Here is a 14,590-nt window from a genome sequence, read left to right as displayed (position 1 = left end):
CCAGCGCAGGGAACGCTGGCACGGCCTCCATGAAACAGAAACCCGTTTCATACCTCAGAAGAAAATGTTCGTAACGAGTGCTTCGTATTTCACAATAGCGGCAACCAGCTCAATCCCTGTAAACGACCGGTGGCCCCCCGGTAGAAAGCTGCATGATGTTTCGCTCTCTCGACACGAAAGGCGCCTGGACGGTCACCCTGGCCGCCGCCGGCATTCTCATGGTCACCATGGGCGCCCGGCAGTCGCTCGGGCTCTTCGTGTCGCCGATCAACACCAGCACCGGGCTGGGCGTCGTCACGATCAGCCTGGCACTGGCAGTCGCCCAGTTCATGTGGGGCGCCGTCCAGCCGATCGCCGGCGCGATCGCCGACCGTTACGGCCCCGAGAAAGTATTGGTCGGCGGCCTGATCATTCTCGCCGCCGGCAGCGCGCTGACCCCGTTCATGGATTCGGGATTCGGCCTGATCGTGTCGCTCGGCCTGCTCTCCGCCATCGGGTCGGGCGCCGGCAGCTTTTCCGTGCTGATCGGAGCCTCGGCCCAGCGCCTGCCGGTCGCGGCGCGTGGCACGGCGTCTGGCATCATCAACGCCGGCGGCTCCTTCGGACAGTTCGTCTTTGCGCCGGTGCTGCAGAAGCTGATCAGCGCTTTTGGCTGGATGGGTGCGATGTGGTCGCTGGCGGTAATGGTCCTCGCCGCACTGCCGATGATCGGCGCGCTGACGCGGCACGAAGCGCCGAAGCACGAGATCCATCCGGGCGATAGCGGACTGTGGAATGCCGTTTGCGGCGCCATGGGCGATCGCAGCTACATCCTGCTTCATCTCGGCTTCTTCACCTGCGGCTTCCACATCGCGTTTCTGGTCACCCACCTGCCGGGCGAGGTCGCCCTCTGCGGTCTCCCCCCCGCCGTGGCCAGCTGGTCGCTGGCCATCATCGGCCTGGCCAACATCGGTGGCAGCCTGTACGCCGGCTCCTGCGTCAACAGGTACCGCAGCAAGATGGTGCTGTTCTGGATGTATGCCTCGCGCGCGGCACTGATCGGCGTCTATCTGCTGGCGCCGAAGACCGAGTTGACCTTCTACCTGTTTGCCGCCGGACTGGGCTTTACCTGGCTGGCCACCGTGCCACCGACCGCCGCCATCGTCGGCAAACTGTTCGGTATCCGCTACCTGGCGACATTGTTCGGACTGACCCTGTTATCGCATCAGATTGGCGGCTTTCTCGGCGCCTATCTGGGCGGCATAGCGATCACCGTGCAGGGCGATTATGCGTGGATGTGGTACGCGGACATGGCGCTGGCTTCCGCGGCGGCGCTCTTCAATCTGCCGATCCGCGAGGCTAAGGTCCAGGTGATGCCGGTTTCTACAGGCAGTTGATGGCTGACGACCCGATGGCGGACAGTGCGGTCAGCCCTGACCAGGCGCGTCGCCGACGCAGCGTACGGAGGGCCCTGTTTGAGCGCGTGGATTGATCTGGCGCCGTCGGGGCATCACCGTCATCCCTGGCAGTGTTCGAGGCACTGAGCAGCCTGCGCTCCTCCGGCATCACACCGCCGGAGAAGCGCAAGGCGTCACAGCCTAGCAGCGATAAACCCCTACCGCGCAGCGTCGCACGGTCCGACGCGCCACGCCGGCCACGCTGACCGGGGTAAGGGGCCGGCCGACACGGGCTTCGGCACTCGGGATGACACCGTGAACCCCCGGAATCGAGAGCTGTTCCCCGAATTCAGATCCGAACACGATGACGGCGGCGGCGATCACCAGAACTGCGGTTGGCTTCAAGCTTCTCACTTGCTTTCTCCTATGACGAAATGATCGGGCAGGTCGCCCGCACCTTTGAGGTCCTCAAGCGTGACCTTGGCGGCTTTGCTGCTGTTCTTGAATTTGAAGTCACTTGCGGCGACAGCCTTCCCGGTCTTCCAGTCCCTGATCTGAACGGTGTAACTCGGTGCGCTGGCGATCTGCTTGGAGGTGATGACATAACGGCAGGGATAGGGCTTTTCACCGCGAGCGATCCAGATCTGCCAATCAACGTCCTTGGTGCGGAAGGCCAGCGAATCGCACTCGACGCCACCGATCACGCCACTGCCGAGATCCTTGATGTCGACCACATCCTGCATCAGCACATCGTAGGCATTGGATAGCAGCAGGTCCGCAGCGGGGAGCGGTCGGCCGTACTCGTCGCGCAGCACGTCAACCAGATGACTGATGGACCCGGGCACTTCGATCTGCGTGTACTTGTTGATATTCTTGCCCAGGATGGTCAGCGTGGTTCCGTCGAACGACATATCGACATCCGCAAAGCCGCCGGCGCGCGTGGCGCGGATCTTGTCTGGCCGCCTGAGTGCCACGGTACCCGAGCTCGCAACGCCAAGAATCTGATCCTCCTGGGTCACCACCTCGAGGGTGGCGTCGTAGCTGAACGAGAGGGCCTGCTGGGCGGCCAGGTAATCCGACATGCCCTTGAGCAATCGCTTGGCATCGGCCTCGTCGGCGCCCGCACTGGTGGATATCCCCAGGCCGAGCGCGACGGAAAACGCCAGCGCGGGAATGCTGCGGGTCGAGAGATTTACAAGGTTTCGTACATCAATGGTCATTCAAGGTCACCTTCATGAATTGCGGTTCTGCGTCTGGAACCGTGTCAGCCAGCTCAGTTTAACGTCAATCGGCATGGCCAAGCACGCGCCGGCACGGCACCGGCCGCCGCGACGGTTCTGACTACGCCAGGTGACGACCAGGGCGTTCAGCGATCGGCCAGGCCGGTGTTGCCGGGAGCGCCGCGGAACATCGCCGGCGTCAGCTCGTATTTCTGCAGCAGGCGGTAGAACTCGGTGCGGTTGCGGTCGGCGATGCGGGCGGCGTCGGCGACGCTGCCATCGGTCAGCTTGAGAAGCTGCACCAGGTAGTTGCGCTCGAAACGCTGCTTCGCCTCGGCGTAGGACAGGGCCTCCATGGTCGGGACGCGCAGGGCGCGCTGGATCAGGGTCAGCGGGATCAGCCGCGTGGTCGCCAGCGCGCAGGATTGCTCGACGACGTTGTAGAGCTGGCGGACATTGCCCGGCCAGGCGGCGCTGGCCAGTGCGGCGAGCGCCTCCGGGGCGATGCCGGCGACATCCTTGCCATACTTGGTCGCCAGTTGCTGGACGAAACAGCTGGCCAGCAGCGGAATGTCTTCGCGCCGCTCGTCCAGCCGCGGCAGGGTCAGGGTGACGACATCCAGGCGGTAGTAGAGATCCTCGCGAAACTGGCCCTCGGCCATGGCGACCTCGAGGTCGCGGTGGGTGGCGGAAAGCACCCGCACATCCACCGGCTCGGCACGCGTGGCACCGACCGGTCGCACGGCCCGATCCTGCAGCACGCGTAGTAGCTTGACCTGCAGCGCCAGCGGCATGTCGCCGATTTCGTCGAGAAAAAGCGTGCCGCCGTCGGCCGACTGGAACAGGCCGGGGTGCGCGCTGGCGGCGCCGGTGAACGCGCCGCGGACGTGGCCGAACAGTTCCGACTCCAGCAGTTGCTCGGGAATCGCGCCGCAGTTGATGGCCACGAACGGCGCCCGGGCACGGGGACTGGCGCGGTGGATCGCCCGCGCCAGCACCTCTTTCCCGGTGCCGCTCTCACCGCGGATCAGAACGCTGGCGTCGGAAGAAGCCACCACCCGCGCTTCCTCGATCAGTTCCGCCATCCGGCTGCTGCGAAAGACGATGCCCTCCCGCCAGGCCTCGCCGCTGCCCGGCTCGTCTGCCGAACGGGCCGGGGAAAGCTGCAGGGCCTGCTCGATCTTTTCATGCAGAACCTTGCTGTCGAAAGGCTTGGTCAGATAGCCGAAGACGCCGCGCGACATCGCCTGCACGGCGTCCGGAATCGTCCCATGAGCGGTCAGCAGAATCACTGGCAGGGTCGGCCGGGTAGAGTGGATTTCCTCGAACAGGGCAAGCCCGTCCTTGCCCGGCAGGCGGATATCGCTGACCACCAGTTGCGGTGCTTCGACGGCGATACGCGCCAGACCCTCCTCGGCCGAAGCCGCCGTCGACACCCGGAAGCCCCAGGCGAGCAGGCGCATGGAGAGCAGGCGCAGCAGATCCCCGTCGTCATCGATGACCAGAACGTGGGCAGAATGTGGCTTCGCGGGCGGGCTCATTGCAAGGCTCCGGGCAAGTGCCTGCCGGCGGTCGGGCGGGCGGGCAAAGAACGTTCGATATCACTCAAGGCGTCGAGCTTGTCCTGCAGCTCAGCGCTCCGACGCTGGCTTTCCTTCAACTGCTGGGCAAGTTTTTCGTTCTGGGTTTCGAGTTTCAGACGTTCCTGGTATTGATTGGCCAGGGCGCGCGCCAGTGGGTGCAGGCTTGCTGCCGCCGGATCGTTGGCCTTCAGCACGCCTTCCAGAAAACCCTGCGCCCGCACCAGATCCACCGGTCCCTGCGGCAGCCCCAACACCATGGCCAGGCGGAGGTGAACATTTGGCGTTGGCGGAATGGCCGACAGCACATTGCGCTCGCGCAGCAGCCTCTGCGGCGACAGGCGATAAAGCGATTGCAGGTAGTCGAGCAGCCGCGAAATCGCCGTCTCGTCGACCTTGGCAACAGCCGGCGCCGGCGATGCATCCGGCACTGCTGCGGGTGGCGTCGCACAGGCGGCCAGCAAGGCGGCGGTCAGCAGCCCAAGCGCCCGGCTGCGCAAGCGCGCTGCCATCATCGACAGCCCGTCGACTCTACTGCTCACAGGGCACCTCTATCTGAAAATGCGCCCCGGGCGCGTTCCCGTCAGCGGGTAGCAGCAGGACCTGCCCACCCATCGCCGTCATCAGTTCGCGGACTATCGACAGGCCGACGCCGCTGCCCTGTCGCGGCGTCGGGGCGGTGCGGCCGCCCTGGACAAAGGGTTCGAAAATGCGCTCGGCATCCTCCGCCGCGATGCCCGGCCCCTGGTCGATGCAGGCGATCTGCAGGTGCTTGCCGGTGGCTTTGGCTTGCAGGCGGATGACGCCCCCTTCCGGGCTGAAGTCGATGGCATTCGAGAGCAGGTTGTCGACCACGACCAGCAACTTCTCCCCGTCCAGCGTCCGCGTGATCGCCGGCGCGTCACAAGCGACGGTCAACTGGCGAGCCTGAATCTGCAACTCCCGACCGCGCACCACCTCGGCCAGCAGCTTGCGCAGGGCATGCGGCCGGTGACTCAGACGGCGGGCCTCGAAGGAAGCGGCATTGAGCCGGAGCAAACTCTCGATATCGCCCTGCAAGGCCATCACGTTGTGCTGCAGGATGTCCACCACTTCCTGTTGCGCCCCACCGAGCGGCCCCAGCACCTGTTCCTGCAGCAAGGCGATGCCTTCCCGCAAAGCGGTCAGGGGGGTTTTCAGCTCGTGCGAGACATGCCGCAAGGTGCGTTCCCGATCCGACTCCAGCGCCTCCAGACGCCGTCTGAGCCAGTCCAGCCGGCGCCCGACCTGCCGGAGATCCACCGGCCCGCCAACCGTCACCGGCTCGTCGAAGCGGCTTTCACCCAGATGCTCGATCGCGCGCTCGATACTGCCGATCGGTCGGGATAGCCACCAACTCATCGCCAGAGCGACCAGAAACGCCCCGCTCACCGCCGCCGCCACCAGCCGAGTGAGCTGCTGGCGGCTCTCTTCAAGTGCCGCCAGGGTGCTTGCCTTCTGCTGATCGATCCAGCGCTGGCCACCGCGACTCAGCTCGCCGTTGACTTCGGCAAGCCGGCCGACGGAAGCGAGCAGCTCGGCCTCCGGTGCTGATTGGTGAAGGGTCTGGCTGAAGCGCTCGACGGTCCGCCGCCAGTCGTCGGGAAGCTCGCCAACCGCCTCCGCGGGAAGCAATTCGAGGCGCTTGACCACGGTCAGCGCGTGCGCAACATTTTCGTCGACTCGATCGAGCAGCGCCAAGTCCTTGAGCACCATGAACTGGCGCGCGCCACGTTCGAGATCGACCGTGCGTTCGGCGAGTTCCTGGGTTGAGGCGCTGAGCTGCAGAGCCTGTTCACTGCTTTGCCGGCTGTTGTCGACAAACTGCTCGAGCACCAGCCAGCTGCGTACCGCGGCCCAACTCAGCAGCAAGGCGATCAACAGGAATCCGGCCAGCATGCTCTGGCGGAACGATAGTCGAATCATGGCAATGGCCGTCTCTTGGCGGCGGTGGAAAAGGGTGGTGGTCTGTTACGCGGGCGACCGCCCGACAAGGTCGGATTCGCTGATCCGGCCAGGGGCGAAACGCGGCGATGGCCCGACAGCCCAGCCCGAGGTCCCGAAACCCGCTTGCCGATCCCCGCAAGCGCGGCACGAACAGCCAGTTTAGACGGTCAGCAAGCGTTCGTGCGCAACAGATTGCCGCCCGCGAAGCCGGGAGCCGCCTCACTCGGCAAAAAAATCTCTTTCTTGCTCAAAGACTTGCTCGCCTTGTCGCTGTCTGGCGACAAGTCAAGTCCCTGTACCGGAAAGCTTTTCCAAGAAAGACCGGAGACCTTGTCGTTTTTTCCCGACGCTTTCAGCGGCAAAACCAATGTGGCAGCTCAACAACGACAGCTATCGGACTGATTTGAAAAAGTAATTTGGCTGTGGCACGGATCTCGCTAAGGTCCTGCAGAAGTCCGCGTCGTCCACCACCAGGAAGGAATAGCAATGTTCAACAAACCCAACGTTTTCAACCGCAACGAGCCGATCACCCGCCGCGATAGTCTGCCAATCCCCGGCCCCATCTCCGGCCCCAGCGCCAAGCCGGACGCGCCTGCCTTGGGAGCTGGCGTGACGCCCACCAAGAATGCCACGAACGATGCCGCCGCGGCCGGCACGAAAGATGGCACCCAGGATCCCGTTGCCCCGCAGTCGGCAGCCCCGGCGATGGCGCTGCCGCGCGAGTCGCCGGCCAACGACAAGCTGATCGAAGCACGCTTGCTGGTTGGCCCGGACGTCAAGCTCAAGGGCGCCGAAATCCAGGACTGCGACACCCTGGTGGTTGAAGGCCGGGTGGAAGCGACGATGGACAGCCGGGTCATCCGGATTGCCGAGAGCGGGGCATTCGTCGGCAAGGTCAGCATCGATATCGCCGAGATCCACGGCACTTTCGAAGGTGAGCTGACCGCACGTTGCCAGCTGATCATTCATTCGACGGGGCGGGTCCGCGGCAAGATTCGCTACGGCAAGCTGGTGGTCGACGAGGGCGGTGAACTGTGCGGGGAAATCAACGTCCTCTCCGAGGACCTCGCGCCGCGCGCCCGATCGGTGCGGGAAGCGCTGGTCGCGGTCAACAACGCCGCCAGCTGAGCACGCCGACACTCACCACGGGATCCCCTCATGCAAACCACCCTCCACGCCTGCGGGCTTCTGGAAAAATCTTTCTCGCCTGGCGAACAGGCCGTGCGACTGTTCGACGCCGACCACGGCCTGCGGCCGCCCCTGCTGCCGCGCCGCAGTGGTTACGAGATTCGTCCGGCGCGGACCGCGCACCAGCATGGCATGGCCAGCATGCTGGTGCGGCAGGTGTATGCCAGGCGCGGCTACCACTGCGAGTCGGTCGAGCCACAGGCAGAGGAGCCAAACCGCCTGACCCTGGCTGCCTGGCACGACGATGAAATCCTGGCGACCCTGACCCTGGGCCGAGATTCGCCAGCCGGTTTGCTCGCCGATGCGCTTTACGCGCGGGAACTGGACCGCCTGCGCCGCCCCGACCGGACCCTCTGCGAAGTAATCAGGCTGGCGGTGGCCCCGAACTCCAGTTCGTCGGACCTGCTGATCACCCTCATCCAGGCCTGCCCTCAACATGCGGCGCAGGTCTTCGGGGCGAGCGATTTGGTAACGGAAGTCAATCCGCGTCACGCCCCGTACTATCAACGTCTGTGGGGCTTCCGCCAGATTGGCGAGTTGCGGCAGTGCCCGCGCGTCAATGCGCCGGCGGTTCTTCTCCATCGCCAGGTGGAGGACTTTGGCTTGGCGACCACCCATCGCTCGTGGAACACTTGACTCGACCGGGGCGTGATGTTTGGATCAGGACTGCGGGATGGGGGCCTGCCATTTCCGTTCGCCCCGGTTGGCACGGTTGGCACGGTTGGCACGGTCGGCACGGTCGGCGATCCTGATGTCGGGCCGTTCGAGCGTCAGCGCGGGCGTCCCTCTTGCCTGGAGGTGTGATGAACATGATTGGCGCCTTGATCTTCGACGTCTTCGGCACGCTGGTCGACTGGCGCACGTCGATCGCCCGGGAGGCTCGCGCGCATCTGGCGCCGCTCGGCATCGAAGTCGACTGGTATGGCTTCGCCGACGCCTGGCGCGATCAGTACCAGCCGGCGATGGAAGAAGTGCGGACCGGGCGGATGCCGTTCTCGAAACTCGACCGTCTGCACCGCCGGAATCTGGACGTGGTTCTCGCCGACCGCGGCCTCGATCAGGTCGACGAAGCGACCCGTGCCGCGCTGAACCTGGCGTGGCACCGACTCGATGCCTGGCCGGATGTCGCACCTGGCCTGCTGCAACTGCGCACGAAATTTCGCCTCGCCCCTTGCTCCAACGGCAACATTTCGCTGATGGTCGATCTGGCCAGACACAACGGTTTCGTCTGGGATGCGATCCTGGGTGCGGAAGTCGCCGCGGATTACAAGCCGAAGGCGATCGTCTACCTCTCGGCTGCGAATGCTTTCGACCTCGCACCGGAAGAGACGATGATGGTCGCCGCGCATTCGTCCGACCTGGCTGCCGCCGCGTCCGCCGGCCTGCGCACCGCCTTCATTGCCCGCCCGGACGAGTTCGGCCCGAACACCGGCGAGAGGTCAGCGAGCGTGCCGGTGGATTTTTCGGCGGCCAGCTTGCTCGATCTCGCTCGCCTTCTCCAGGCGTGACCAGAGGCCCCGGAGCTTCCGGAGCACTCCCCGGGTGTCTCGCGATCGGCGTCGGCCTGACGCTCAGCGCTGACCGATTTTCGCGTCGCCGAACAGAGTAGTCACGCCACGCGGCTGCGCGCGCCAGTACTGCGGTGGCGCTTCGACTTCGGCGCCCAGCGTGACTGCGGCGTGCCACGGCCAGCGCGGGTCGAAGAGCATGCCGCGCGCCAACGCGACCAGATCAGCCCGCCCTTCGGCAATGATTGCCTCAGCCTGCAACGCTTCGGTGATCAGGCCGACGGCGATGGTCGGCAAACCGGTTTCACGACGCATCGTCTCGGCCAGCGATACCTGGTAACCCGGACCAAGCGGAATCTCCTGGCGCGGCGAGACGCCGCCGCTGGAGGCGTGAATGAAGGCGCAGCCGCGCTCGCGCAGCGCCTGGCTGAAGACGACACTCTGCTCGAGATCCCAGCCGCCTTCCACCCAGTCGGTCGCCGAGAGGCGAACGCCCACCGGCATCGCCGCCGGCACGGCGGCGCGCACGGCATCGAACACCGCCAGCGGGAAACGCATCCGCTTCTCCAGCGAGCTGCCGTATTCGTCCTCGCGGCTGTTCGCCAGTGGCGAAAGAAACTGGTGTAGCAGGTAGCCGTGCGCCGCATGCAGCTCGATGGCGTCGATACCCAGGCGCTGCGCCCGTTGCGCGGTCGCGACAAAGGCCTGCAACACACGCTGCAGACCAGCCCGATCGAGCGCCAGCGGTGCTGGCTCGTCCGGCGCGTGCGCAATGGCCGATGGCGCCACCGGGTGCCAGCCGCCCTGTTCCGGCAGGATCAACTGGCCGCCCTCCCACGGCACATGGCTCGACGCCTTGCGGCCGGCATGCGCCAGCTGGATGGCGATCGGCATCGACGAATGCCTGCGCACCGCGGCCAGCACCCGCTTGAGCGCCCGTTCGTTGTCGTCCGACCACAGCCCGAGGTCACCCGGCGTAATCCGCCCTTCGGCCTCGACCGCCGTCGCCTCGATGATCAGCAAACCCGCACCCGACAGGGCCAGATGGCCGAGATGAATCAGATGCCAGTCGGTCGCACAGCCGTTCTCGGCAGAGTATTGGCACATCGGCGCGATGACGATGCGGTTCTTCAGGTGAAGGTCGGCGATTGAAAAGGGCGAGAAAAGTTGGCTCATGATCTGCTTCCCGGAGGGCTGTACAGCGTCTCAGGATACCGGACTTGGCGCTCTGGCGACTGCAGCCGCCTGGCGTGCCGCGATTGCCCTCAGGTCGGCGACTTCGTCCCGGCGATGCCGGCCGCTGGCAACGGCACCATCACCGCCTGTCCCGGCTGCGTACAGCCGCTGTCGCAGCAGCGGCCCGGCTGGCGGTTGCGGGTGATCGGCCGCGCGGGATCGTCGAGGATGCCGCGATCGAGCAGGCGCTCGACCAGCGCCACTTTGTCGCCGACCGGGTAGTTGCGCCAGATCTCCTGCTTCATCGCCGCCGGCGAACCGCCGCCGTGCAGACTGATTACCGAGTACCAACCGGCCTGGTAGGAGGCGGTGAGATCCTCCATGAAGCGCGCCACCTCGATGCGTTTTTCGTAGGGCACATCGGGATTGGCACGCAGCACTTCGGCCAGGCTGGCAGCAGTGGCCGGGTTGTGATCCTCGTCCGGACCCGGCAGGGCGACGATCAGCCCGCCGGAGACTTCGTGCGCCAGCCGGTGCATGTCGTAGATTTTGGTGCCGAGCAGCAGCTTGCCGATGTTGGCAAACACCGGGTCGGGCATGAAGCTGCCACTGGCGTCGTCGGCTTTGGCGTAGACACTGGCCGCCACGCCGCAGGCAAAGAATCCTTCGACGATGGTAATCAGTTCGACCATCGTCTCGCGCAGGTTCGACTTGGCGCCGGGGTCGAAGCCGTTGGCTTCGCACATCAGCGCGCCGGCGCCGATCAACAGGTCGCCGAAGCCGGCCCGGGCGGCGATGCAGCTGTGGCGGTGATGGGTCGCGTAGTTGTAGGTCAATACCCCCGAGTGTTCCCAGTCGCCGGCATAGAACACCCGTTCCCAGGGAACGAAAACGCGCTCGAAGAGCACCACCGCGGTAGCCTGGCCATAGCGGCGCGAAAACAGCGGCTGGCCGTGCTCGGGCTTTTCGCCTGGGCGACCGGCGGGTCGCGAAACGACGGCGATGCCTTTGGCGTCGATCGGCACGGCGCAGCAGACAGCGAAGTCGGCGTCTTCCTGCCCCATGTTGCGGCAGGGCATGACCAGCAGTTCGTGCATGTAGGCAGCGCCGGTGACGATAGCCTTGGCACCGGAGATGACGATGCCCTTGCCGTTGCGCTCGACGATGTGCAGGTAGGCATCCGCGTTGTCCTGCTGATGCGGACGCTTGCTGCGGTCGCCCTTGGCATCGGTCATGGCGATGCCGAGCGACAGGTCCTGGTCCTGCACGTGCATCAGGTAGTCGGCGAAGCGCGCCCGATGCTCGCTGCTGCCCTTGGCGTCGTCGATGCGCGCACTGACCTGATGGATGGCGTTGAGCGCGTCGTGCGCGAGGTAGCGCTGCGCGCAACCGGTTTCCTGACAGAGCAGGCGAACCGCCTCCAGTTTGTTGAGCAGATCGCCCGCCGACTCGTCGATATGGAGCATCCGGTTCACCACGCTCGCCCGCGTCGACTGTCGCGCAGTCATCAGGGGCGCTTTCCCGGCGTCCCGCGCGAAGTCGTAGGTGACGGACAGCGCATTGATTCCCGGCCGCAACTCGGGCGCATCGGCAACAGACTCGATCTGCCGACCGTCGACATAGACCAGCGGCCGATAACGACGAAGCGATTCCCGGTAATCACTGCCACTCATCAGCCGGTCGGAGAGAGGGGATTGATCGCTGTTTTCCATGCTCGTCGCTCCAAAAAAAATGGATGTATTGAACGGTGTTCAGTTTATCGTCCATCGTATAATTCGACCATGAGCAAGTCAATACCGCGACCGCCGAGTAGCGCAACGCTGGGCACCGAGCAGGCGCCTGACGGGGGTGCGCGTGCGCTGCGCGCGGACGCGATGGCACAGCTGCGGCGTGGTCTGATTCTGGATGCGGCGCGCGCCGCTTTCTTCGAGTTGGGGCTGGAGGGAGCCAGCCTGCGCGAGATCGCCAGGCGCGCCGGCTACACACCGGGCGCGATCTACAGTTACTTCGCGAGCAAGGAAGAGATCTACGCCGCCTTGCTCGGGGAATCCCTGCTCCGCCTCAACGCGCATGTGGCCGAAGCGCCGGTTGCCGGCAGCGCCGTCGACCGGGTAAACAGCAAGGCCGGCGCGTTCTTCGATTTCTACAGCGACAACCCGCGCGATCTCGATCTCGGTTTCTATCTGTTCCAGGGGGTACGGCCGCTGGGCCTGACCCGCGAACTCGATGCACAGCTCAACGCCCGGCTGCGCGCCACGCTGCAGCCGACGGCCGACGCTCTCGCGGAGTTCGGTCTGGATGCCGCGGCGACGGAGATCGAAGTCACCGCCCTTTTCGCGCACATGGTCGGTCTGCTGGTGCTGATCCATACCGGACGCATCCGCATCTTTCGCCAGCAGGCGCCGCAACTCCTGCAGCGCTACCTCGACCAGCTGACGGACAGGCTGCAGGGCCGTTGATCAGCGCCACCTGCGTGGCCCGGCCGACCCCGCTCCGCGGCGGTTATCGGCCGTCGGTGACCATCGGCCGCCCTACCCGGCGACACTCAGTCGGCGTGAAACTGCCTGGCATTGCGGCCCTTGAACGGCGCGTAGAAGGCCTTGATCGCGGCCATGTCGACGTCGATATCGCCGGTCGGCTCGAAGACCGCGCCCAGGCCGCTGATCTTTTTCTCGTAGTCCATGTAGGCCAGGACGATCGGCACCTGCGCACTGACGGCGATGTAGTAGAAACCGGTCTTCCATTGCCGCGCCTTGCTGCGGGTGCCCTCGGGCGGCACGATCAGTTGCAGCGGACCGTCGGCCGCCGTGATCGCCGCTGCCGACGCGGCGACCAGATTGTTGGCGGTCTCGCGTTGCACGGGTATGCCGCCCAACCACCGCATCAGACCGCCAAACGGAGGCCTGAAGATCTGCGCCTTACCCATCCAGTAGATATTCAGCCTCAAGGCGAAGGCCACCATCAGGGTGTAGGGCAGGTCCCAGTTGCTGGTATGCGGGGCGGCGATCAACACACTCTTGCTGGCACCGGGCGGCAAGCTGCCTTCGACCTTCCAGCCGGTGATCTTGAGAAAGCTCACGGAGAAAGCACGCAGCAGCGTGTTGACGATGGGGGTGCCGAAGATGGTGCGGTGCATCGGTCTGCCTGCAGAAAGTGGCGCGAAGCAGCTCGCCGGGAGGCCGAGCACCGCGTTCAAGAAGAGGGCGCATTATGTCTTACAGTGTCCGGCGTGTCAGCGGCGGATGCTGATCGGCGCGACGATGGCTTCGCTAGTTCGGGCAACCGGCAAAGTGATAGCCTTGCCGCAGACCTCAGGCACTGATATGGATATCGGCATTATCCTCGGCCTCTTCATCGGCTGGCCGTTCCTGGCACTCCTTCCCGCGGCGGTGTTCGGGTTCCTCTTCTGGCGCTGCAGGAAGCCGTTGGTTCTGGTAGCGGCCGTGGCTTGGCTCGCGTACTTCGCGTATGAGCAGGCAATAAGCTGGCGCATACTCTGCGCGGGTGAATGCAACATCCGGGTGGACCTGCTCTTGTTCTACCCGCTGCTCGCCCTGCTTTCGGCGCTCGCTGTCGTCGCGTACGTCAGAAGCGCTCGCCGGGCGAACGGTGCCTGATTTCGCCGTGGAAGCGATGGCCCGCGAGCAAGCGCCCGAGTGACAGGTTTGCGATAGCCCAAAGGAACTCCGCGAATGCCACATCTACGCATAATTGCCCTGACATCACTGGCCATGTTTGCCTTCGCGGGTAATTCACTGCTCTGCCGCGCCGCGCTCAAACACACCAGCATCGATGCCGCCAGTTTCACCACCATTCGCCTGATCTCCGGCGCGGTGATCCTTCTACTGGTGGTACAAATGAAACGGGGCACCACTCCAGGCAGGGGCAACTGGCTGTCTGCCCTGGCCTTGTTCGCTTATGCCGCCGGTTTTTCTTTCGCCTACGTGAGCCTGCCTGCCGCAAGCGGTGCGCTACTGCTTTTCGGCGCCGTGCAGGCAACGATGATCGGCCATGGCATCTGGAAGGGAGAGCGCCTGCGCAGATGGCAACTGGTCGGCCTGACGCTCGCCGTCGGCGGGCTGGTCGGCCTGTTGCTACCCGGTCTCTCGGCACCGCCACTGGTCGGCTCCCTGTTGATGTTGGGCGCCGGCGTGGCCTGGGGCATCTATTCCCTACGCGGGAAAGCCGCGGGTGATCCGACCCGGGTGACGGCCGGCAACTTCCTGCGTGCCGTTCCTATCGCGGCGGCGTTGGGCCTATTGATGCTGCACGGTGCGTCGATCGACCCTGCGGGTTTCTGGTACGCGGTGGCGTCGGGCGCACTGGCTTCCGGCATTGGCTATGCGATCTGGTACACCGCACTACCGGCCTTGAAAGCCACCAGTGCCGCAACCGTGCAACTGAGTGTTCCCGTCATCGCGGCGGTGGGTGGCATCCTCTTCCTCGGGGAGGCGGCGACGCTACGCCTGCTGTTGTCATCGGTCGCCATTCTCGGCGGCATCGGGCTGGTAATTCTGGAGAAACGACAGCCGAATGGCGTCAAGCCAATCGTTCCCACCAAACGCCCGTAGACGTAT

The 14,590-nt window shown here is 65.1% G+C and carries 16 protein-coding genes; 7 read left to right on the top strand and 9 right to left on the bottom strand.

Going from position 1 to position 14,590, the window contains the following annotated elements:
• Window positions 1-155 precede the first annotated feature (155 nt).
• Window positions 156-1,376: an MFS transporter gene (locus RUW20_RS14605; protein ID WP_313952960.1), complete on the top strand. Its 1,221-nt coding sequence runs from the start codon at window positions 156-158 to the stop codon at window positions 1,374-1,376.
• Between the two features lie 201 nt (window positions 1,377-1,577).
• Here the strand turns inward: RUW20_RS14605 and RUW20_RS14600 are convergent, their stop codons facing one another.
• The 6 genes from RUW20_RS14600 to RUW20_RS14575 form a co-directional block, all read right to left on the bottom strand.
• Window positions 1,578-1,790, bottom strand: a complete 213-nt coding sequence (locus RUW20_RS14600) for a hypothetical protein (RefSeq protein ID WP_313952957.1) — start codon at window positions 1,788-1,790, stop codon at window positions 1,578-1,580.
• Window positions 1,787-2,596, bottom strand: a complete 810-nt coding sequence (locus tag RUW20_RS14595; RefSeq protein WP_313952956.1) for a DUF2092 domain-containing protein — start codon at window positions 2,594-2,596, stop codon at window positions 1,787-1,789. Before RUW20_RS14595 ends, RUW20_RS14600 begins: the two co-directional genes overlap by 4 nt.
• Before the next feature lie 146 nt (window positions 2,597-2,742).
• Complete coding sequence (locus RUW20_RS14590; RefSeq protein WP_313952955.1) at window positions 2,743-4,137, bottom strand: sigma 54-interacting transcriptional regulator; 1,395 nt, start codon at window positions 4,135-4,137, stop codon at window positions 2,743-2,745.
• Window positions 4,134-4,718 carry a permease gene (locus tag RUW20_RS14585; protein WP_313952954.1) on the bottom strand — a complete coding sequence of 195 codons (585 nt, stop codon included), beginning with the start codon at window positions 4,716-4,718 and terminating at the stop codon, window positions 4,134-4,136. The genes RUW20_RS14590 and RUW20_RS14585 overlap by 4 nt, the downstream gene beginning before the upstream one ends.
• Window positions 4,708-6,120 (bottom strand): ATP-binding protein, encoded by a 1,413-nt coding sequence (locus RUW20_RS14580; RefSeq protein WP_313952953.1) that lies wholly within the window; start codon window positions 6,118-6,120, stop codon window positions 4,708-4,710. Before RUW20_RS14580 ends, RUW20_RS14585 begins: the two co-directional genes overlap by 11 nt.
• Before the next feature lie 188 nt (window positions 6,121-6,308).
• A complete protein-coding gene (locus RUW20_RS14575) occupies window positions 6,309-6,509 on the bottom strand; it encodes a hypothetical protein (RefSeq protein WP_313952952.1) in 201 nt (66 codons plus the stop codon).
• A gap of 118 nt (window positions 6,510-6,627) precedes the next feature.
• Here RUW20_RS14575 and RUW20_RS14570 point away from each other — a divergent pair, with 118 nt between their 5' ends.
• From RUW20_RS14570 to RUW20_RS14560, 3 genes are all read left to right on the top strand, one after another.
• On the top strand, window positions 6,628-7,269 hold the full coding sequence (locus RUW20_RS14570; protein WP_313952951.1) for a polymer-forming cytoskeletal protein: 642 nt from the start codon (window positions 6,628-6,630) through the stop codon (window positions 7,267-7,269).
• A 30-nt stretch (window positions 7,270-7,299) separates the two neighbouring features.
• Window positions 7,300-7,965: an N-acyl amino acid synthase FeeM domain-containing protein gene (locus tag RUW20_RS14565; protein WP_313952950.1), complete on the top strand. Its 666-nt coding sequence runs from the start codon at window positions 7,300-7,302 to the stop codon at window positions 7,963-7,965.
• Window positions 7,966-8,132: 167 nt separating this feature from the next.
• Window positions 8,133-8,837 carry a haloacid dehalogenase type II gene (locus RUW20_RS14560; RefSeq protein WP_313952949.1) on the top strand — a complete coding sequence of 235 codons (705 nt, stop codon included), beginning with the start codon at window positions 8,133-8,135 and terminating at the stop codon, window positions 8,835-8,837.
• Between the two features lie 63 nt (window positions 8,838-8,900).
• On the opposite strand, the gene RUW20_RS14555 is transcribed toward RUW20_RS14560, so the two are convergent.
• Both RUW20_RS14555 and RUW20_RS14550 read right to left on the bottom strand, forming a co-directional pair.
• Entirely contained in the window at window positions 8,901-10,013 is a 1,113-nt protein-coding gene (locus RUW20_RS14555; protein WP_313952948.1) for an NADH:flavin oxidoreductase/NADH oxidase, read from the bottom strand.
• Between the two features lie 89 nt (window positions 10,014-10,102).
• The gene (locus tag RUW20_RS14550) at window positions 10,103-11,725 is read right to left on the bottom strand and encodes a 4-hydroxyphenylacetate 3-hydroxylase family protein (protein ID WP_313952947.1); all 1,623 of its coding nucleotides are present in this window, start codon (window positions 11,723-11,725) and stop codon (window positions 10,103-10,105) included.
• Window positions 11,726-11,794: 69 nt separating this feature from the next.
• Here RUW20_RS14550 and RUW20_RS14545 point away from each other — a divergent pair, with 69 nt between their 5' ends.
• Entirely contained in the window at window positions 11,795-12,472 is a 678-nt protein-coding gene (locus RUW20_RS14545; protein WP_313952946.1) for a TetR/AcrR family transcriptional regulator, read from the top strand.
• Window positions 12,473-12,558: 86 nt separating this feature from the next.
• Here RUW20_RS14545 and RUW20_RS14540 read toward each other — a convergent pair whose 3' ends face one another.
• Entirely contained in the window at window positions 12,559-13,149 is a 591-nt protein-coding gene (locus RUW20_RS14540) for a 1-acyl-sn-glycerol-3-phosphate acyltransferase (RefSeq protein WP_313952945.1), read from the bottom strand.
• A gap of 187 nt (window positions 13,150-13,336) precedes the next feature.
• Here RUW20_RS14540 and RUW20_RS14535 point away from each other — a divergent pair, with 187 nt between their 5' ends.
• The gene (locus RUW20_RS14535) at window positions 13,337-13,630 is read left to right on the top strand and encodes a hypothetical protein (protein WP_313952944.1); all 294 of its coding nucleotides are present in this window, start codon (window positions 13,337-13,339) and stop codon (window positions 13,628-13,630) included.
• 75 nt (window positions 13,631-13,705) lie between these two features.
• The gene (locus tag RUW20_RS14530) at window positions 13,706-14,584 is read left to right on the top strand and encodes a DMT family transporter (RefSeq protein WP_313952943.1); all 879 of its coding nucleotides are present in this window, start codon (window positions 13,706-13,708) and stop codon (window positions 14,582-14,584) included.
• Window positions 14,585-14,590: the final 6 nt, after the last annotated feature.

The organism is Accumulibacter sp., assembly GCF_032229525.1.
Lineage (GTDB): Bacteria > Pseudomonadota > Gammaproteobacteria > Burkholderiales > Rhodocyclaceae > Accumulibacter.
Note: the sequence above shows the minus strand (reverse complement) of the source record. Positions and strands in the feature narration are given on the sequence as shown.

Coding starts and splice junctions, on each gene's coding strand:
- RUW20_RS14595 (WP_313952956.1), bottom strand. CDS start 2,596: ATGACCATTGATGTACGAAACCTTGTAAATCTCTCGACCCGCAGCATT.
- RUW20_RS14550 (WP_313952947.1), bottom strand. CDS start 11,725: ATGGAAAACAGCGATCAATCCCCTCTCTCCGACCGGCTGATGAGTGGC.
- RUW20_RS14580 (WP_313952953.1), bottom strand. CDS start 6,120: ATGATTCGACTATCGTTCCGCCAGAGCATGCTGGCCGGATTCCTGTTG.
- RUW20_RS14560 (WP_313952949.1), top strand. CDS start 8,133: ATGAACATGATTGGCGCCTTGATCTTCGACGTCTTCGGCACGCTGGTC.
- RUW20_RS14590 (WP_313952955.1), bottom strand. CDS start 4,137: ATGAGCCCGCCCGCGAAGCCACATTCTGCCCACGTTCTGGTCATCGAT.
- RUW20_RS14555 (WP_313952948.1), bottom strand. CDS start 10,013: ATGAGCCAACTTTTCTCGCCCTTTTCAATCGCCGACCTTCACCTGAAG.
- RUW20_RS14565 (WP_313952950.1), top strand. CDS start 7,300: ATGCAAACCACCCTCCACGCCTGCGGGCTTCTGGAAAAATCTTTCTCG.
- RUW20_RS14570 (WP_313952951.1), top strand. CDS start 6,628: ATGTTCAACAAACCCAACGTTTTCAACCGCAACGAGCCGATCACCCGC.
- RUW20_RS14540 (WP_313952945.1), bottom strand. CDS start 13,149: ATGCACCGCACCATCTTCGGCACCCCCATCGTCAACACGCTGCTGCGT.
- RUW20_RS14605 (WP_313952960.1), top strand. CDS start 156: ATGTTTCGCTCTCTCGACACGAAAGGCGCCTGGACGGTCACCCTGGCC.
- RUW20_RS14535 (WP_313952944.1), top strand. CDS start 13,337: ATGGATATCGGCATTATCCTCGGCCTCTTCATCGGCTGGCCGTTCCTG.
- RUW20_RS14545 (WP_313952946.1), top strand. CDS start 11,795: ATGAGCAAGTCAATACCGCGACCGCCGAGTAGCGCAACGCTGGGCACC.
- RUW20_RS14530 (WP_313952943.1), top strand. CDS start 13,706: ATGCCACATCTACGCATAATTGCCCTGACATCACTGGCCATGTTTGCC.